General features: G+C 76.2%; 14 protein-coding genes. 6 read left to right on the top strand and 8 right to left on the bottom strand.

Features of this window, described 5'->3' with window-relative positions; translation table 11 throughout:
• Window positions 1-5 precede the first annotated feature (5 nt).
• A complete protein-coding gene (locus RCG67_RS09075) occupies window positions 6-1,241 on the top strand; it encodes an MFS transporter (protein WP_368825808.1) in 1,236 nt (411 codons plus the stop codon).
• Between the two features lie 33 nt (window positions 1,242-1,274).
• Here RCG67_RS09075 and smc read toward each other — a convergent pair whose 3' ends face one another.
• Window positions 1,275-4,952, bottom strand: a complete 3,678-nt coding sequence (gene smc / locus RCG67_RS09070) for a chromosome segregation protein SMC (protein ID WP_368825807.1) — start codon at window positions 4,950-4,952, stop codon at window positions 1,275-1,277.
• A gap of 372 nt (window positions 4,953-5,324) precedes the next feature.
• Between smc and RCG67_RS09065 the strand changes: the two genes are divergently transcribed.
• From RCG67_RS09065 to RCG67_RS09055, 3 genes are all read left to right on the top strand, one after another.
• The gene (locus RCG67_RS09065) at window positions 5,325-6,350 is read left to right on the top strand and encodes a 3-oxoacyl-ACP synthase III (protein ID WP_368825806.1); all 1,026 of its coding nucleotides are present in this window, start codon (window positions 5,325-5,327) and stop codon (window positions 6,348-6,350) included.
• A 136-nt stretch (window positions 6,351-6,486) separates the two neighbouring features.
• Entirely contained in the window at window positions 6,487-9,174 is a 2,688-nt protein-coding gene (locus RCG67_RS09060; protein ID WP_368825837.1) for an alpha/beta fold hydrolase, read from the top strand.
• Window positions 9,171-10,352 carry an NAD-dependent epimerase/dehydratase family protein gene (locus tag RCG67_RS09055; RefSeq protein ID WP_368825805.1) on the top strand — a complete coding sequence of 394 codons (1,182 nt, stop codon included), beginning with the start codon at window positions 9,171-9,173 and terminating at the stop codon, window positions 10,350-10,352. Before RCG67_RS09060 ends, RCG67_RS09055 begins: the two co-directional genes overlap by 4 nt.
• Before the next feature lie 21 nt (window positions 10,353-10,373).
• Here RCG67_RS09055 and mutM read toward each other — a convergent pair whose 3' ends face one another.
• The 5 genes from mutM to coaD all read right to left on the bottom strand — a co-directional run bounded on the left by mutM (window position 10,374) and on the right by coaD (window position 13,396).
• A complete protein-coding gene (gene mutM, locus RCG67_RS09050; protein WP_368825804.1) occupies window positions 10,374-11,315 on the bottom strand; it encodes a bifunctional DNA-formamidopyrimidine glycosylase/DNA-(apurinic or apyrimidinic site) lyase in 942 nt (313 codons plus the stop codon).
• A gap of 20 nt (window positions 11,316-11,335) precedes the next feature.
• The gene (gene rnc / locus RCG67_RS09045) at window positions 11,336-12,034 is read right to left on the bottom strand and encodes a ribonuclease III (RefSeq protein WP_058874628.1); all 699 of its coding nucleotides are present in this window, start codon (window positions 12,032-12,034) and stop codon (window positions 11,336-11,338) included.
• 5 nt (window positions 12,035-12,039) lie between these two features.
• Window positions 12,040-12,243: a 50S ribosomal protein L32 gene (gene rpmF, locus RCG67_RS09040; protein ID WP_058874629.1), complete on the bottom strand. Its 204-nt coding sequence runs from the start codon at window positions 12,241-12,243 to the stop codon at window positions 12,040-12,042.
• 2 nt (window positions 12,244-12,245) lie between these two features.
• Complete coding sequence (locus RCG67_RS09035; RefSeq protein WP_368825803.1) at window positions 12,246-12,758, bottom strand: YceD family protein; 513 nt, start codon at window positions 12,756-12,758, stop codon at window positions 12,246-12,248.
• 170 nt (window positions 12,759-12,928) lie between these two features.
• The gene (gene coaD, locus RCG67_RS09030; RefSeq protein ID WP_368825802.1) at window positions 12,929-13,396 is read right to left on the bottom strand and encodes a pantetheine-phosphate adenylyltransferase; all 468 of its coding nucleotides are present in this window, start codon (window positions 13,394-13,396) and stop codon (window positions 12,929-12,931) included.
• A gap of 83 nt (window positions 13,397-13,479) precedes the next feature.
• Between coaD and RCG67_RS09025 the strand changes: the two genes are divergently transcribed.
• Window positions 13,480-14,841, top strand: coding sequence for a wax ester/triacylglycerol synthase domain-containing protein (locus RCG67_RS09025; protein WP_368825801.1), 1,362 nt, complete (start codon window positions 13,480-13,482; stop codon window positions 14,839-14,841).
• A 10-nt stretch (window positions 14,842-14,851) separates the two neighbouring features.
• A complete protein-coding gene (locus RCG67_RS09020; RefSeq protein ID WP_368825800.1) occupies window positions 14,852-16,078 on the top strand; it encodes an aminotransferase class I/II-fold pyridoxal phosphate-dependent enzyme in 1,227 nt (408 codons plus the stop codon).
• A 28-nt stretch (window positions 16,079-16,106) separates the two neighbouring features.
• Here the strand turns inward: RCG67_RS09020 and RCG67_RS09015 are convergent, their stop codons facing one another.
• Both RCG67_RS09015 and rsmD read right to left on the bottom strand, forming a co-directional pair.
• The gene (locus RCG67_RS09015) at window positions 16,107-17,432 is read right to left on the bottom strand and encodes a UDP-glucose dehydrogenase family protein (RefSeq protein WP_368825799.1); all 1,326 of its coding nucleotides are present in this window, start codon (window positions 17,430-17,432) and stop codon (window positions 16,107-16,109) included.
• Between the two features lie 90 nt (window positions 17,433-17,522).
• On the bottom strand, window positions 17,523-18,122 hold the full coding sequence (rsmD, locus tag RCG67_RS09010) for a 16S rRNA (guanine(966)-N(2))-methyltransferase RsmD (protein ID WP_368825798.1): 600 nt from the start codon (window positions 18,120-18,122) through the stop codon (window positions 17,523-17,525).
• Window positions 18,123-18,144: the final 22 nt, after the last annotated feature.

Below are 18,144 nucleotides of genomic sequence, written 5' to 3'. Positions count from 1 at the left end.
GACGGGTGCCTGTTCAGCCCCCAGCCGCCGCCCCCGGCCGCGACCGCGTCCCCCAGCAGATCACGGTGCTCATCGCCGCCGCCTTCGTCATCGCGATCGGCTACGGCATCGTGGCCCCGGTGCTCCCCCAGTTCGCCACGACCTTCGGGGTCGGCGTGGCGGCCGCGTCGGCCGTGGTGAGCGTCTTCGCCGTGGCCCGCCTCCTCTTCGCCCCGGCGGGCGGGCGGATCCTGAACCGGATCGGCGAGCGCCCCACCTACGTGACGGGCGTGCTCATCGTCGCGCTGTCCTCGGCGGCCACGGCGTTCGCCCAGACCTACTGGCAGCTGCTGCTGTTCCGGGGCCTCGGCGGGATCGGCTCGGTGATGTTCACGATCTCGGCGATGGGCCTGATCGTGCGGCTGGCCCCGCCGCGGATGCGCGGGCGGGTCTCGGGCTACTACGCCTCCGCGTTCCTGGTGGGCGGGGTGCTCGGCCCGGTGGTCGGCGGTCTGCTCGCCGGCTTCGGCATGCAGGTGCCGTTCCTCATCTACGCGGTGGCCCTGCTGGTCGCGGTGGCCGTCGTGCACTTCCGGCTCCGGGACGAGGTCCTCGGCGGCGGCAAGGACCGCCGGAACCAGCCGGTCATGACCGTGGCGGAGGCCCGCCGGGTGGGGGCCTACCGCTCCGCCCTGGTCTCCAGCTTCGCCAACGGGTGGACCGCCCACGGGATCCGGGTGGCCCTCGTGCCCCTGTTCGCGGTCGCCGTGCTCGGGGCCGGCCCGGCCGTGGCCGGACTGGCCCTGGCCGTGTACGCCGCGGGCAACGCGATGGCCCTGCCGGTCACGGGCCGGCTCACGGACCGGTTCGGGCGCAGGCCGCTCGTGCTCAGCGGCCTGGTGCTCAACGGGACCGCGACCATGGCGCTGGGCCTGGTGCAGGACGTCCCGTGGTTCGTGGTGCTCTCGCTCGTGGCCGGCATGGGCTCCGGGACGCTGAACCCGGGCCAGCAGGCGACCGTGGCGGACGTCATCGGACCGGACCGGGCCGGCGGTCCCGTGCTGGCCCGGTTCCAGATGAGCGCCGACGCCGGGCAGATCCTGGGGCCCGTGGTGGCCGGGGCGCTGGCCGACGCCGCCGGCTTCGGCTGGGCCTTCGGCGTCTCCGGGGCGATCATGCTGCTGGCCGCCGGGGCGTGGCTGCCGGTGCGGGACACGATGGAGCGGCCCGGCACGACGTCCGTGCGGGGCGCGGAGCAGTAGCGGGCGCCGGCACGGGACCGCGCCGCGGTGGGCTCAGCGCAGCTCGGCGAGCCGCTGGCCGATGACGGTGGTCACGCCGTCCCCGCGCATCGCCACCCCGTAGAGGGCGTCGGCGATCTCCATGGTCCGCTTCTGGTGGGTGATGATGATCAGCTGCGAGGTCTCCTGGAGCTGGCGGAAGATGCTCAGCAGGCGCCCGAGGTTGCGGTCGTCGAGGGCCGCCTCGACCTCGTCCATGACGTAGAAGGGCGAAGGCCGGGCCTTGAAGATCGCCACGAGCAGCGCGATCGCCGTGAGCGAGCGCTCCCCGCCGGAGAGCAGGGACAGCCGCTTGATCTTCTTCCCGGCCGGACGGGCCTCGACGTCGATGCCGGTGCTGAGCATGTCCGTGGGATCGGTCAGGCGCAGCCGGCCCTCCCCGCCGGGGAACAGGGTGGCGAAGACGCCCTCGAACTGCCGCGCGGTGTCGGCGTAGGCCTCCGTGAAGACGCGCTCCACGTGCTCGTCGACGTCCCGGATGATGCTGCGCAGGTCCTGCCGGGACCGCTTGAGGTCCTCGAGCTGCTCGGCCAGGAAGCGGTGGCGCTCCTCGAGGGCCGCGAACTCCTCCAGCGCCAGCGGGTTCACCCGCCCCAGGGAGGCGAGCTCCTTCTCGGCCCGGCGCAGCCGCCGCTCCTGCTCGGCGCGCACGTAGGGAGCGCCCTCCACGGCGCCGGGCCCGGCGCCGAACAGCGCCTCCTGGCCGTCGCCGGCCGCCGGGGGCGCGGAGCCCGCGGGCCCGGGGTCCTGCGCCGCCTCGGGGTCCTGCGCCGTCTCGGGCCCGGGGACCGGCAGGTGCGGCCCGTAGTGCTCCACGAGCGTGTCCGGGGTGAGTCCCAGCTCCTCGAGGGAGCGGTCCTCGAGCGCCTGGACCCGGGCGCGCTGCTGGGTGCGGGCCAGCTCGTCCCGGTGCACGGAGTCGGTGAGCTCGGCGAGCCGCGCGGCGAGCCGGTCGTTCGCGGCGCGCAGGTCCGTGAGCTCCGCGTCCAGCCCGGCCCGGACCGCCTCGGCCCGGTCCCGCTGCGCGGCGGCGGCCGCCACGGACGCCGCCACGAGCCCGAGCAGCTGCTCGGCCCCGGCGAGCACCGCCTCGGCGTTGCGGGCCTGCAGCCGGCGGCGGCGCGCCCGGCGCTCCGCCTCCTCCCGTGCCCGGCGCTCGGACGCAGCGGCCCGCTCCTGGGACGCGGCCCGGTTGCCGAGGGCGCGGGCCTGCTCCTCCAGGGAGCGCAGGGCCAGCCGGGCCTCCGTCTCCGCGGTGCGGGCCGCCGTGGCGGCCCGGTGCAGCTCGTCGCGGCGGGCGACGGCCTCGAGGTGGGCGGTCTCGGTGTCCTCCGCGCCGTGCTCCTCCGCGGCCTCGAGCCGCTCGGCGGCCTCGCGCAGCCGCTCCTGCTCCCGGGCCAGGTGCTCCCGCGCGGCGGCGACCTGCTCGTCGAAGCGGCGGGTCTCCGCCTCGGCGGAGTCCAGCACGGCCCGGACCCGGGAGAGCTCGGATGCCGCCCGGTCCGCCGCGCGCTCGGCGGCGCGCAGGAGCCCCGCGGTCTCCTCGGCGGCCCGGCGGGCGGTGTCCCGGGCCCCGGCCGCCGCGCGGGACGCGGCCCGCGCCTCCTCGAGGGCCGTGGCGAGCTCGGCCCGCTCCGCCTCGGCGGCCTCAGCCGCGGCGCGGGTCTCGAGCGCGCCGGCCGCCTCCGCGGCCCCGCCCCAGGCGCTGGTGCCGGTGAACACGTCCCCGCCCCGGGTGACGGCCGTGAGCCCGGGCGCGTCGGCGACGACCCGGGCCGCCGTGGCGGCGTCCTCGGTGAGCACGGTCGCGGCGAGCAGGGCCCGGACGGCGGCCGCGCCGCGCCGGGCGTCGTCGTCGGCGTCGTCGCGCGCCGCGGTGCCGGCACGCAGCACGACCGCGGCGGGCCGGACCCCCGGGCGGTCCGGGACCGCCGGGGCCGGGCCGGAGCGCTCGGCGGCGGCCCCCGCCACCAGCAGGTGCACCCGGCCCACGCCGTCGGCGCGCAAGGACTCGAAGACGGAGACGGCCGCGCCGTGCGAGCGCACGGCGAGGGCCTCGGCGAAGGGGCCCATGGCGGCGGTGACCGCCCGCTCCCAGCCGGGCTCGACGTCGACGAGGTCCACGACGGCGCCGAGCACGGCGCCGGCGTGCCGCTCCCGGACGGCCGCGGAGCCGTCGGGCTGGCGCAGGGCGGCGCGCAGGGTCTCGGCACGGGCGCGCTGGGCGTCGTGGGCGCGCAGCAGCTCCTGGGCGGCGGCCTCGGCCTCCCGCGCCGCGGCGCGGGCCCCGGCGGCGGCCGCGGCGTCCTCCTCGTGCCGGGCGCGGGCCTGCTCGGCGGCGCCGGCCGCGTCCTGGGCCGCGAGCGCCAGGCTGTCGGCCTCGGCGGCGGCCCGGACCCGGCGCCGTCCGGCGTCCGCGTGGGTGGTGTGCAGGCGGGAGAGCTCGTTCTCGGCGGCCTCCACCCGGGAGCGGGCCGCCGCGACCGCGCCGGTGAGCCGGGCCGCGCCCTCCCGCCGGTCGGCGGCGGCCCGGAGCAGGCCCGTGACCACGGCGTCCTGGTCCCGCGCGGCGGCCTCCGCGTCCTCGCGCCCCTGGATGGCCTCGGCGAGGGCGTCGACGGCGTCCTCGACCTGCTCGAGGAGCCGGTGCTGCTCCTCCCGGGTGCGGGCCGCCTGGGCGTCGAGCCGGTCCGGGTCGCGTGCCGGTTCCGCCGGCTCGGCGGCGGAGCCGAGCAGCCGGCGCCGTTCGGCGGCGAGCGAGGCCAGGGAGCGGTAGCGCTCCTGCACGGCGGTGAGCTGGTACCAGGTGTCCCGGGCGGCGTTGAGGGCGGGCGTCGACTGGGCGGCGCGGGTTTCGACGTCGGCCTGGCGGGCGCGGCCGGCGTCGAGGGCCTGCTCGGCGTCGGCGCGCTCGGCGCGCAGCCGGCGCTCGGCGTCCTCGTCGACGGCGAGGCTCGTGCGGGCCTGCACGAGGTCGTCGGCCAGCAGCCGGGCCCGGGCGTCGCGGACGTCGTGCTGGATCCGCTGGGCCCGGCGGGCCGTCCTGGCCTGGCGGCCCAGCGGGGTGAGCTGGCGGCGGATCTCGCCGGTGAGGTCCTCGAGCCGGTCGAGGTTCGCCTGCATCGCCTCGAGCTTGCGCAGCGTCCGCTCCTTGCGGCGGCGGTGCTTGAGGATGCCCGAGGCCTCCTCGACGAAGCCCCGGCGCTCCTCCGGGGTGGCCTGCAGGATGCGGTCGAGCTGGCCCTGGCCCACGATGACGTGCATCTCGCGGCCGAGCCCCGAGTCGGAGAGCAGCTCCTGGATGTCGAGCAGCCGGCACGGCCGGCCGTTGATCGCGTACTCGGAGCCCCCGGAGCGGAACAGCGTGCGCGAGATCGTGACCTCGGCGTACTCGATGGGCAGTGCGCCGTCGGCGTTGTCGATGGTCAGCGACACGTGGGCGCGCCCGAGCGGGGCCCGGCCGGCGGTGCCGGCGAAGATGACGTCCTCCATCTTCCCGCCGCGCAGGGACTTGGCGCCCTGCTCCCCCATCACCCATGCCAGGGCGTCGACCACGTTGGACTTGCCCGAGCCGTTGGGGCCGACGACGGCGGTGACCCCGGGCTCGAACTCGAAGGTGGTGGCCGAGGCGAAGGACTTGAACCCCCGCACGGTCAGGGTCTTCAGGTGCACGGGTGTCCGGTCTCCTGGGGTGGGCGCGTCGGGGGTCGCCACCACTGTACTCGGGCGCCCGGACGGCGCCGCGGCGACGAGGGCGGCGTCCGGGACTGCGCAGGGGACGGAGGACGGGGCCGGCGGAGGGGACGGGCGACGGGGCCGGCGGAGGGGATGGAGGACGGGGCCGGCGGAGGGGACGGGCGACGGGGCCGGCGCGGACGACGGGCCCGGCGGATGATCAGCCTACAGAGAAACGGCCGGGCCCGGGCCGCGGCCGCGGAACCGGCCGGTAGACTGACCGCGACCAGCACGACCTGCCCTCCCTGCGACCGCGCCTCTCCCGGGCGGGCCGGGGCGTCGGCGAGACCCTAACGAAAGCCAGAGACCTTGACCGGTAATTCCTCGATCCGTCACCGCAACGCCGCCCTCCTGGCCATCACCAAGGTCGAGGCCGACGTGGCCGTGCCCTCGTCCCACGCCGACGAGGTCCTGGCGGACACGTTCGCGCGGCTGAAGATGCCGAAGGGCCTGCTGGAGCGGCTCGCGGGCGTCAACGAACGGCGCGTCTGGGCCGACGGGCGGCACTTCACCGACGGCGCCGTGGAGGCGGGCGAGGCGGCCCTGGAGCGCGCCGGCGTGCGCCCGGACCAGGTGGGGCTGCTCATCAACGCCTCTGTGACCCGCGACGGCTACGAGCCGGCGGTCTCGGTGTCCGTGCACCACCGGCTCGGCCTGGCCCCCTCCGCCCTGAACTTCGACGTCACCAACGCCTGCCTCGGCTTCGTCAACGGGCTCACGATCGCCGCCACGATGATCGACTCGGGCGCGATCGACTACGCCGTCGTCGTCGCCGGCGAGGACCCGACCCCCTGGCACCGCGAGACGTACGAGCGGCTGCAGGGACCGGACGTGACCCGGGCGGACGTGGTGCGCGAGTTCGCGACCCTGACCCTGGGCTGCGGCGCGGCGGCCGCCGTGGTCGGCCCCGCCGACCGGCACCCGGAGGGCCACCGCATCGCGGGCTCCGTGACCCGCTCCGCGACCGAGCACCACGGGCTGTGCATCGGCGGCTTCGACGGCATGTACACCGACGCCACGGGGTTGCTCAAGCACGGCGTGGGGCTGCTCGCGGACGCCTGGCAGGACGCGCACGAGGACGGCTGGGACTGGGCGGACATGGACCGCTACATCGGCCACCAGGTGTCCATGTCCCACACCAACAAGCTGTTCCAGGACGTCGGGATCGACCCGGAGAAGTTCCCGCTGACGTTCCCGTTCTGGGGCAACGTCGCGGCCGCCGCGCTGCCCATGACCCTCGCGCTGGAGGCCGAGCGGCTCCGGCCGGACGAGCGGGTGCTGCTGCTCGGCGTGGGCTCCGGGCTCAACGCGACCTACATGGAGATCGACTGGTGACCCGCCGGCGCTGACGCCGGCGCCCCGCCCGAGACGCCCCCGCACGAGAGACCCTTCGAGGAGCCCCACGACCATGGCACGCAGACGACCGTCCACGACCCCGCAGACCGGAGGGCCGGACGCGGCGCGGCTGCCCATGACGGAGGTGCCCCTGCCCGGGGTGGACCCGGCGTGGTCCCGCACGGTCACGGTCGCCTCGAACGCCCCCGTGGAGCCCGTCCCCGGCCGGCGGCGCCGCTGGCACGTCCTCGACAACGCGGCCTCCCTCGAGGCCGCGGGACTCACCCCGCGGGGCACGGTCCTGGCCGTGCACGGCAACCCCACCTGGTCCTACCTGTGGCGCGACGTGCTGGCCGCCGGGACCGACCCCGCGAACCCCTGGCGCGTCGTGGCCGTGGACCAGCTCGACATGGGCTTCTCCGAGCGGACCGGGCTCTTCCGCCGCCTCGACGACCGGGTCCGCGACCTGGGCGACCTCACGGCCGAGCTCGGCCTGGACGCGGGTCCCGGCCCCGTGGTGACCCTCGCCCACGACTGGGGCGGGCTCGTCTCCTCCGGCTGGGCCCTGGAGCACCCGGACGTCCACCGCGCCACGATCCTCACCAACACCGCCGTGCACCACGACAACGCCGAGCAGATCCCCGCGTCCCTGCGGCTGGCGCTGGCCCCGGCCGCGCACGGGCTGCTCACGGAGCGGACCACGAGCTTCCTCGACGTGGCCCTCGCGCTCGCGGAGCCCGCCCTGTCCCGCGAGGTCCGGGCGGCCTACCGGGCCCCGTACGCCACGCGCGCCCGGCGCGAGGCGATCCGCAACTTCGTGGCCGACATCCCCGCCGCCGCGGACCACCCCTCCCACGCCCGCTACGAGCAGATCGCCGCCGGAGTGGCCGAGCGCGACGTCCCCGCCCTGCTGCTCTGGGGCACCGGGGACCCCGTGTTCCAGGAGCGCTACCTGCACGACCTCGTGCGCCGCATGCCGCACGCCGACGTCCACCGCTTCGAGGGCGCCCTGCACCTGCTGCCGGAGGACCGGGACGTCGCGACCCCGATCATGGCCTGGCTCGCCGACCGCTTCGGCCCCGGCCCCGGCCGCCGCGAGCTGCACCTGCGGCGCCGCGCCACCGCGCGCGCCGAGCACGTCCCCTTCCCGGCGGAGCTCGACGCGCGGCGGGCCGACCTCGGCCTCGCCGTCGTGGACATGGCGCCCACCCCGGGCGACCCCCACGCGGGGGCCCGTGTCCCGCCGGTGCGGGCGAGCCTGAGCTGGGCGGAGCTGGCCGATCGCGTGGACCGCCTCGCCGCCGGGCTGACCGGCATCGGCGTGCGCCCCGGGGACCGCGTGAGCCTCATGGTGCCGCCGGGCTCGGACCTCACCGCGCTGCTCTACGCGTGCCTGCGCATCGGCGCCGTCGTCGTCGTGGCGGACTCCGGCCTGGGACCCAAGGGCCTCACCCGGGCGCTGCGGGGGGCCGCCCCGGCCTGGCTCGTGGGCATCCGCAGGGCGCTCGTCGCCGGCCGGGCCCTCGGCTGGCCGGGCACCCGGATCTCCCTCGAGGCCCTCGACCCCGTGTCCCGCCGAGCCCTCGGCGTGGCGCACGACGTCCCCGGGCTGCTGGCGTCCGCCCCGCGGCCGGAGCTGCCCGCCCCGGACCCGGACGCGGACGCCGCGGTGCTGTTCACCTCCGGGTCCACGGGCCCGGCCAAGGGCGTCGTCTACACCCACCGGCAGCTGTCCGCCATGCGGGACGCCGTCCGGGGCACCTACGGGCTCACTGCCGGCACGGGGCTCGTGGCGGGCTTCGCGCCGTTCGCGCTGCTCGGGCCCGCGATGGGGACCACCTCGGTGACCCCGGACATGGACGTGACCGCGCCGAAGACCCTCACGGCCCGCGCCCTGGCCGACGCCGCCTCGGCCATCCAGGCCACGGCGGTGTTCCTCTCCCCCGCGGCGATCGCCAACGTCCTGGCCACCCGGCACGAGCTGGACGAGGGGCAGCGGCGGGCCCTGGAGCTCGTGGAGCTCGTGCTCTCGGCCGGGGCGCCCCTGCCGGAGCCGCTGCTGGCGCAGCTGCAGGAGCTCGTGCCCGCGGCGACGCTGCACACCCCCTACGGCATGACCGAGGGGCTGCCCCTCACGGACGTGACCCTCGGGACCATCCGGCAGGCGGACCGGGACAGCCGGGGCTCCGCCGTGGCCGGCGCCGGCAACGGCGTGTGCGTGGGCACCGCCGTGCACGGCGCCGAGCTCGGGGTCACCGCCCTGCGCCCGGACGGCGTCCCCGCGGACGAGATCACCACGGAGCCCGGGGTCACCGGCGAGATCGTCGTCCGGGCCCCGCACGTCAAGGACCGCTACGACCTGCTGTGGTACACGGAGCACCTGAGCACCCAGCTGCCCGGCTGGCACCGCACCGGGGACGTCGGGCACTTCGACGCCGCCGGCCGGCTGTGGGTCGAGGGCCGCCTCGCCCACGTGATCGTCGCCGCCGGCGGCGTGCTGACGCCGGTCGCCGCGGAGCACGCGGCGCAGACCGTGCCCGGGGTCGGCCGCACCGCCGTGGTCGGGGTCGGGCCGGCGGGCACGCAGGTGCCCGTGGCCGTCGTGGAGACCGTCCCGCCGGCGTCCCGCCCGGGTCCCGCGGACCCGCTGCTCTCCGGCGCCGTGCGCGCCGCGGTGCGCGAGGCCACGGGCCTGGACCTCGCGGCCGTGCTCGTGCTCACCGAGCACCCCACCGACATCCGGCACAACTCCAAGATCGACCGAGCCCTGCTGGCCCGCTGGGCGGACTCCGCCCTGGCCGGAGGAAGGATCAGGAACCCGTGAACGGCAAGCACCGCCAGGACGGCACGCACGACGACAAGGTCCCCGCCTACGACGCCTCCGTGGCGGAGAGCGCCCCACCGGCCGGCACCGGCAGCCACGAGGTGGAGCGCGGGCGGCAGGAGCTGACCGGGGAGGGGCGGACCGTGCTCGTCACCGGCGCCTCGGGGATGCTCGGGGAGCACGTGGCGCGGCTGCTCGCGGCCCGCGGGTGGACGGTCCGGCTGCTCCAGCGCGGGCACGCGCCGCTGGCCGACCAGCCGAACGTCGAGGAGGTCCTGGGCTCCGTCGCGGACCCGGACGCCGTCGCGCGGGCCGTGGAAGGGGTCGACGACGTCGTCCACCTCGCCGCGAAGGTCTCCTTCGCCGGGGACTGGGACGAGTTCGTGCGGACCAACGTGACCGGCACCCGCGTGGTCCTGGAGACCGCCCGGACGGCGGGCGTGGACAACGTGGTGTTCGTGTCCTCCCCGTCGGTCGCCCACACGGGCAGCTCCATCGTGGGCGAGTCCGCCCGGCCGGCCGACCCGGTGCACGCCCGCGGCGACTACGCCCGGTCCAAGGCCGCGGCCGAGCTGCTCGCCCTCGAGGCCGACGGCCGCGGGCTGCGCGTCACGGCCGTGCGCCCGCACATCGTATGGGGCCCCGGCGACACCCAGCTCGTCGAGCGGATCGTCGACCGCGCGGCGCGGGGGCGGCTGCCGCTGCTCGACCACGGCGCGGCGCTGATCGACACCACCTACATCGACAACGCGGCCGAGGCGATCGTGCGGGCCCTGGAGCGGATCGAGTGGGCGCACGGGCAGGCGCTGGTGGTCACGAACGGCCAGCCCCGCACCGTGGGCGAGCTCGTGGCGGGCTTCTGCCGGGCGGCCGGGGTGGAGCCGCCGGCGCGCCGGGTCCCGGGCGCCGTGGCCCGCCTGGCCGGCCGGGTCATCGAGAAGGTGTGGGCGCTGCGCCCGGGGGCCGACGAGCCGCCGATGACGGCCTTCCTGGCCGAGCAGATGTCCACCGCCCACTGGTTCGAGCAGGAGAGCACCCGCGATGTCCTCGACTGGACGCCGTCCGTGACGGTCGAGGAGGGCATGGAGCGGCTGCGCGCGTACTACCGGACCCATCCGCTGGGCGCCCACGACGCCCCGATGCCCGCCACCGGGTCCACGGCCGCCGGGGACTCCTGAGCAGACGCGGCGGGGCGCCCCTCAGAACCGGGCGTTGCGGGGCGTGCGCTGGCAGACCGGGCACCGGTAGGAGGAGCGGTTCATGAACTGCTCCCGCACGATCAGGGCGCTCCGTCCCTCGTCCGCGCAGCGCGGGCAGGGCAGGGAGGCCCTGCCGTAGGCGTTGAGGGAGCGGGCGAAGTACCCGGACTCCCCGTTGACGTTCACGTAGAGGGAGTCGAAGCTCGTCCCGCCCGCCGCCAGGGCGCGGTCCATGACCTCGCGCACGGCCCCGAGCAGGCACAGGGTCTCGGGCCGCCGGAGCGTGTCCGTGGGCCGGGCCCAGTGCAGGCGGGCCTGCCACAGCGCCTCGTCCGCGTAGATGTTGCCGATCCCGGAGACGAGGGACTGGTCCAGCAGCGAGCGCTTGAGCCCGGTCCGGCGCCGGCGGAGCCGGTCGTGGAAGCGCTCCGCGTCGAAGGCGGGGTCCAGAGGGTCCCGGCCGATGTGGGCGGCCCGGGCGGGCACCAGTGGCGCGCCCGTGGCCGAGCGCCCGCCCGGGGCGCCGTCGCCGGTGGGCACGAGCCGGTCGATGAGCATGCCGCCGAAGATCCGCTGGTCCACGAAGCGCAGCTCCGCCGGGGTGCCGGGGCGCTCGGACAGGCCCAGCCGCACCTTGAGGTGCTTCTCGTCGGGCAGCCCGGCGTCCTTGACCAGCAGCTGCCCGCTCATCCCCAGGTGGACCAGCAGCGCCTCCTGCGGCGGCGCGCCGTGCGTGCCGGTCAGGGGCAGCCACAGGAACTTGCCGCGGCGCACGGCGTCGGCGACGACGGCGCCGTCCAGCTCGTGCGCGAAGGAGACGGGGCCGGCCTCGTGGCGGCGCACCGAGCGGGCGTCCAGGACCTGCACGGACTCGATCCGGCGGCCGACCACCCAGCGCTCCACGCCGCGGCGGACGACCTCGACCTCGGGCAGCTCAGGCACGGGGGCTCCGGGGCACGCGCTCAGCCGCCCCGGCGGGCGACCAGGGTCGCGCAGGCCTGCGCCGCGGCGGAGCGCTCGGCCTCCTTCTTGGTGGTGCCGGTCCCCGTGCCGTGGTCCTGACCGCCGACGAGCACGTGCGCCTCGTAGCGGCGGTCGTGGTCGGGGCCCGTGCCCTCCACGGCGTAGCGGACGGGACCCAGGCCGCGCGCCGCCGCGAGCTCCTGGATCTCGGTCTTCCAGTCCCGGCCCTCGCTCATCACGAAGCCGTCCTCCAGCAGGGGCACCACGAGCCGCAGCACGAACGCCCGGGCCGCCGCGAGCCCGGAGCTCACGTAGACGGCACCGATCAGCGCCTCCATGGTGTCGGCGAGGATCGAGGCCTTCTCGTGCCCGTTGGTCCGCACCTCCCCCTTGCCCAGGCGGATGTGGGGACCCACGTCCAGGGACCGGGCGAGCTCGGCCAGCGTGCGGGTGCTCACCACCGCCGAGCGGATCTTCGCGAGGTTGCCCTCGGAGTCGTCGGGATAGCGGTGGAAGATCTCGTCGGTGACCGCGAGTCCCAGTACGGAGTCCCCGAGGAACTCGAGCCGCTCGTTGTGGCCCTGCCCCTCGTGCTCGTACGCGTAGGAGCGGTGGGTCAGGGCAAGACGGAGCGTCCCGGCGTCGATGTCGACGCCGAGACGCTCCAGCAGGTCCTGAGATGTCGCGGTGGAGTTCACCGTGGTCAGGCGTCGGCCACCTTGCGGCCCTTGTACTCCAGGAACAACGCGGTCCCGGCGGAGTCGGTCACGACCTTCGCCTGGTGCGGCAGGCTGTAGCTGACCTTGCCGTTCTCGACGGTCTTGACCAGCTTCGGCGCGGTCGCCTTCCACTGGGAACGGCGTGCACGGGTATTCGCACGGGACATTTTCCGCTTGGGAACAGCCACGGCTATCTCTCTTCTCTCGGTTCGGTCGTCTGGGTCGAGGTGTCCTGCTCGAGCAGCCCCGACAGGGCGCTCCAGCGAGGATCGAGCACCTCGTGGTGGTGATCCGGGTCGTCCTCCAGGCGCGCGCCGCACTGGGCGCACAACCCCTGGCAGTCCTCCCGGCACACCGGTTGGAACGGCAGCTGTGTGATCACTGCGTCCCGAAGCATGGGTTCGAGGTCGATGCTCTCGTCCTGAACTTCATACATCTGGTCGTCCTCGGACTCCTCCCCACCGTCGGTGGCGGCGTCGAAGACGTAGAGCTCCTGCACGTCGACGTCCAGATCGTAGTCGATCGGGTCGAGGCACCGGCTGCACTCGCCGTGGATGGCCACGACGGCGGTGCCGGACACCAGGATCCCGTCGTGGACGGATTCCAGCCGGAGGTCAAGGTCGATGTCCGAGCCCTCCGGGGCGCCGATGAGTGCGTTGCCGAAGTTCTCCGGCGCGGGCACAACTTCCTCCAGGCGTCGCATCGTCCCCGGGCGGTGCTCGAGGTCCCGGACACCGATGGTGAGGGGCGAACTGTTCTCGCGACTGATGACTGACTCCTGGTGAAATTCTGACCGACAGACCATGTTAGCGTGCCGTGCCGCGCGTTCTCAAACGGGGCGGCTCCCGGCGCGCCGGGACGGGGCCGTCCCGCTCAGCCCTTCAGGGCCCGCAGCACGGGCGCCGGCACGAACCCGGAGACGTCCCCGCCGAGGCCCTGGACCTCCTTCACGAGCGTCGAGGACAGGTGCAGGAAGCGGGGGTCGCCGGGCAGGAAGACCGTCTCCACCCCCGTGAGGTGCCGGTTCATGGTGGCCATCGGCACCTCGTACTCGTAGTCCTCACCCGAGCGCAGCCCCTTGACCAGGGCCACCGCCCCGCGCTGCGCCGCGTACTCCGCGAGCAGGCCGGCGCCCATGGGCTCGACGACGACGCCGGCGATGCCCTCGAAGCTCTCCTGCGCCAGGGCCAGCCGCCGCTCCGCGTCGAAGCGGTAGCGCTTGTGCGGGTTGGTGGACACCGCGACGACGACCTCGTCGAAGAGGGCCGCGGCGCGCGCGACGACCTCCACGTGGCCGTTGTGGAGGGGGTCGAAGGAGCCGGGGCAGATCACTCGGTGCATGGGTGCCATCCTAGGGGCGCGCCGCGCCCCGGCGGCGTACCGTGGAGGGCGGAGGACCCGTCCTGCGAGAGCGGAGCACCGCCATGAGCCACCAGCGCCGCCGGGTGCGGCCCGGGCAGCGGATCAGCGCCCTGGACGAGGCCAACCTGCGGGTGGAACGGCACGGGGTGCCCATGCACGCCGCGGCCCTGGCCCTCCTGGAGCCCGCCCCGCTCCTCGGTCCCGCCGGGCAGGTGCGCCTCGACACCGTCCGGGAGCACGTCGAGCGGCGCACCCGGGACGTCCGGCGGCTCCGCCAGGTGCTCGCACGACCCGGCGGCGGACGGCCCGTGTGGCTCGACGACCCCGTCTTCGACGTCTCCCGGCACGTGCGCAGCCGCCCGGTGCCGCCGCCCGGGGACGAGGAGGCCCTGCTCCGGGTGGGCGCGGGGATCGACGCGACCCCGCTGCCCCGGGACCGGCCCCTGTGGGAGCTGTGGCTGCTCCCCGGGCTCGCCGAGGGCCGGCTCGGTCTGCTGATCCGGTGGCACCACGTGCTCGCCGACGGTCTGGCGGCGCTGAACCTGCTCGCGCCCCTGTTCGACCCGGCGGCCGTCCCCGGCGGCGGGACGGGCGCACCGGGCGGACCGGGCGGACCGGGCGGACCGGGCGCGCCGGCCCGCGGGCGGGCGGACGGCGGTCCGGCACGGGCCCCGGTCCGCGCCGCGGCCCGTCTGCGCGGGCGGGCCGCCCAGCTGCGCGGCGCGCTCGCGGAGGGCCGCGCCCCGGCGCTGTCCATCAACCGCCCCGTGGGACCGCGGCGCGGCGCCGCGCTCGTGCGCGCGGACCTCGAGGCGGTCCGGGAGCTGGCCCACCGGCACGGCGGGACGGTCAACGACGTGGTGCTCACCGCCGTCGCGGGCGGCGCCCGGCGGCTGCTGGCCGCACGCGGGGAGCTGGCCGGCGTGCCGGAGCTGAAGGTCTCGGTCGTCGCCTCCGTGCGCGGTCCGGGGGACCCCGTGGGCGGCAACCGGACGGGCGTGCGCGTGGTGGCCGTGCCCGTGGACGAGCCCGACCCCGCCGCGCGGCTGCGGCGGATCGCGGCGACGACCGCCGCGCAGCGGGCCCGCCCGCCGTACCGGCCCGGCGGCCGGCTCGCCCAGCGCTGGACGGTCCGCGTCATGGACCGGCAGCGGCTCGTCAACCTCCTGCTCAGCAACGTGCGCGGCCCCTCGGCCCCGCTGCGCTTCGCGGGGGCGCCGGTGCGCGAGCTCTTCCAGCTCGGCGCCGTGCAGGGCAACCTGGCCCTCGCGGTGGGGGTGGTCTCCTACGCGGGCGCCCTGGGCGTCGACGTGGTGGCCGACGCCGACGTGGTGCCCGACCTCCCGGTGTTCGTCGAGGGGCTGGCGGAGACCCTCGAGCGGCTCGGCGCCGGCCCGCCCCCGGGAGCCGGCACGGGACCCTAGACTGGCGGCCATGGATGCCACCGACGCCGCCGCCCCGTCCCCGACCGGTCCCCCCTGGGAGCGCATGGCCCGCGGAGGCGGTCTGCTCACCGGCACCGGGGAGCTCTCCGGAACCGTCTTCGAGGAGATGTCGCGGCTGGCCGCACGGACGGGCGCCATCAACCTGGGGCAGGGCTTCCCGGACGTCGACGGGCCGCAGGAGATGCTCGAGGCCGCCGCCGGCGCACTGCACGGCGGCGGCAACCAGTACTCCCCGGTGGCGGGGCTGCCGCTGCTGCAGGAGGCCGTCGCCGAGCACCAGCGCCGGTTCTACGGGATCGAGCTGGACCCGGCCTCCGGCGTCGTCGTCACCGTGGGCGCGTCCGAGGGCCTGGCGGCGAGCCTGCTCGCGTTCCTGCGGCCCGGGGACGAGGTCGTGGTGTTCGAGCCGCACTACGACCTCTACGGCGCCGTCGTGGAGTTCGCGGGCGCACGGCTGGTCACGGTCCCCCTCGAGCCGCCGCGCTTCGCCCCGGACCTCGACCGCCTCGCCGCGGCCTTCGGGCCCCGCACCCGCATGGTGATCCTCAACGACCCGCACAACCCCACCGGGACCGTGTTCGACGACGACGTCCTGTCCCGCCTGGCCGGCCTCGCCGCCGAGCACGACTGCGTGGTGGTGACCGACGAGGTCTACGAGCACCTGCGCTACGCGGGCGGGCACCGCCCGCTCGCGGCGCTGCCGGAGGCCTTCGGGCGGACCCTCACCGTCTCCTCCGTGGGGAAGTCCTTCTCGGCCACGGGGTGGCGCGTGGGCTGGGTCAGCGGGCCCGCGCACCTCGTGGGTCCCGTGCGCGCCACGAAGGCCTACCTCACGCACAGCGCCGCCACGCCGCTGCAGATCGGGGCGGCCACCGCCCTGCGCGGGCCCGACGACTTCTATGCCCGGCTCACCGAGGACTTCCGTCGCCGCCGGGACGTGCTCGTGCGGGGCCTGGCCGCGGCGGGCGCGGAGCCGTTCGAGCCGCAGGGCACGTTCTTCGTCGTGGCGGACGTGCGCGCGCTGTGCGAGCGGCACGGGGTCGAGGACGCCGAGCACCTGGCCCCGGTGCTGGCTGAGCGGGCGGGCGTGGTGGGCGTGCCCGTGCCGGCCCTCGCCTCCGCGGAGCACCGGGGACTGTACGCCTCGTGGATGCGCTTCTCGTTCGGCAAGCGCCTGGACGTCCTGGAGCAGGCGGGGCGGCGCCTGGCGGGCTGAGGGCCCGCCCCGGCGCGCCGGGACGGGCTCAGACGGCGGCCGCCCGGCGGCCGAGGGACCGGTAGCAGAAGCCGGCCGCGGTCCAGCGGTCGGGGTCGAGCACGTTGCGCCCGTCGAGGATCTGCGGGACGGCGACCAGCGGGTCGAGCTGCTCCGGGGTCATCGCCTTGAACTCGGCCCACTCGGTGAGCAGCACCACGACCTCGGCGCCTGTGACGGCGGCCTCGAGGGAGTCCACGTAGTCCAGGCGGGGATAGCGCTTGGCGGCGTTGGCGTTGGCCTCGGGGTCGTAGACGGCGACCTCGGCGCCGATCGAGTGCAACCGGGCCGCGATGTCCAGGGCCGGGGAGTCGCGCACGTCGTCGGAGTCCGGCTTGAAGGCCGCCCCGAGCACGGCGACCTGCCGGCCCACCACGGAGCCGCCCAGCATCTGGGTGACCGTCTCCACCGTGTGGCCGCGGCGGCGGACGTTGATGTCGTCCACCTCGGCGAGGAAGCGCACCGACTGCTCCACCCCGAGCTCCGCGGCACGGGCCCGCAGCGCCCGGATGTCCTTCGGCAGGCAGCCCCCGCCGAAGCCGACCCCGGCGTTGAGGAACTTCCGCCCGATGCGCTCGTCGAGCCCGATCGCGTCGGCGAGGGTGCGGATGTCCCCGCCGACCACCTCGGTGAGCTCGGACAGGGCGTTGATGAAGGAGATCTTGGTGGCCAGGAAGGCGTTGGCCGCGACCTTCACGAGCTCGGCGGTCTCGAAGTCGGTGACGATCAGGGGGACGCCGGCCTCCAGCTGCCGGGCGTAGACCCGGCGCATCACGGCTTCGGCGGCCGGGTCCTCGGCGCCGAGCACCATCCGGTCCGGGGTCAGGGTGTCCTCCACGGCGTAGCCCTCGCGCAGGAACTCGGGGTTCCACACGAGGGACACGTCCACCCCGTCGCGGGCGGAGGCCTTCGCCAGGTCGGCCAGGCGGCGGGCGGAGCCGACGGGGACCGTGGACTTGCCCGCGATGACGCAGTCCTTCGTGGCGGCCGCGGCGATCGAGCCGACCGCGGCGTCGACGTAGCGCATGTCCGCCGCGAAGCTGCCCGCCCGCTGCGGGGTGCCCACGCCGACGAAGTGCACGTCGCCGAAGGCGCCGGCCTCCTCGTAGCTCGTGGTGAAGCGCAGCCGGCCCGTGCTGACGTGCTCGCGCAGCAGCTCGCCCAGGCCCGGCTCGTGGAAGGGCAGCTCGCCGCGGGACAGGGCGTCGACCTTCTCCGGGTCGACGTCCACCCCCAGCACCTCGAAGCCCATCTCCGCCATCGACGCGGCGTGCGTGGCCCCCAGGTATCCCGTTCCCAGAACCGTGATCCTCATGGACGTCCTCCGTTACTCCCGGGCCGGGGCCCGTGCTCGTTGCTGCCTGTCGAATCCTGTCAAAGCGGGTGCGCCCAGCGGCGCAGGTGCTCAGTGCGACGCGCCGGGCGGGGACGGCGATGTGACGTCCGTCTCGGCGTACCACACGGTGGTCTCCCCGTGCCGCTTCTGCTCGAAGCGGCGCAGACCCTGCGGCCAGCCGGGCTCCGGGGACCGGGAGGAGCGCTCGACCACGACCACCCCTCCCTCCCGCAGCCGGCCCGCCAGCGGGGCGAGGGCCGCGCTGAGCTCGGCCTCCGGGAGGGGGTAGGGCGGGTCGACGAGGACCAGGTCCCACGGCCCCTCGGCGGGATCCGCGAGGTAGGCGCCGACCGCCCCGTGCCGGACCGTGACGACGTCGTCGCGCCCGAGGGCCCCGTGGACCGTCCCGGCGTTGGCGCGGCAGACCCGCGCCGCCCCCGCGTGCCGCTCCACGAGCGTCACGGCGGCCGCGCCGCGGCTCGCGGCCTCGCAGCCGAGGGCCCCCGAGCCCGCGAACAGGTCCAGGACCAGTGCGTCCCGGAGCATGCCCCAGGCCTCGAGCCGGGCGAAGAGCGACTCCTTGACCCGGTCGGTCGTGGGCCGGGTGTCCCGGCCCGGCACGGAGCGCAGGCGCAGCCCTCCGGCGGCCCCGGCGATGATCCTGCTCACGCGTGCTCCTCTCCTGTCCTGC

This window comes from Kocuria cellulosilytica (assembly GCF_040981245.1).
Taxonomy (GTDB): domain Bacteria; phylum Actinomycetota; class Actinomycetes; order Actinomycetales; family Micrococcaceae; genus Kocuria; species Kocuria cellulosilytica.
The sequence above is the reverse complement of the archived record's forward strand: the minus strand, read 5'-3'. Positions and strand labels throughout refer to the sequence as shown.

Coding starts and splice junctions, on each gene's coding strand:
- RCG67_RS09060 (WP_368825837.1), top strand. CDS start 6,487: ATGACGGAGGTGCCCCTGCCCGGGGTGGACCCGGCGTGGTCCCGCACG.
- RCG67_RS09035 (WP_368825803.1), bottom strand. CDS start 12,758: ATGCGACGCCTGGAGGAAGTTGTGCCCGCGCCGGAGAACTTCGGCAAC.
- coaD (WP_368825802.1), bottom strand. CDS start 13,396: ATGCACCGAGTGATCTGCCCCGGCTCCTTCGACCCCCTCCACAACGGC.
- RCG67_RS09025 (WP_368825801.1), top strand. CDS start 13,480: ATGAGCCACCAGCGCCGCCGGGTGCGGCCCGGGCAGCGGATCAGCGCC.
- RCG67_RS09020 (WP_368825800.1), top strand. CDS start 14,852: ATGGATGCCACCGACGCCGCCGCCCCGTCCCCGACCGGTCCCCCCTGG.
- RCG67_RS09015 (WP_368825799.1), bottom strand. CDS start 17,432: ATGAGGATCACGGTTCTGGGAACGGGATACCTGGGGGCCACGCACGCC.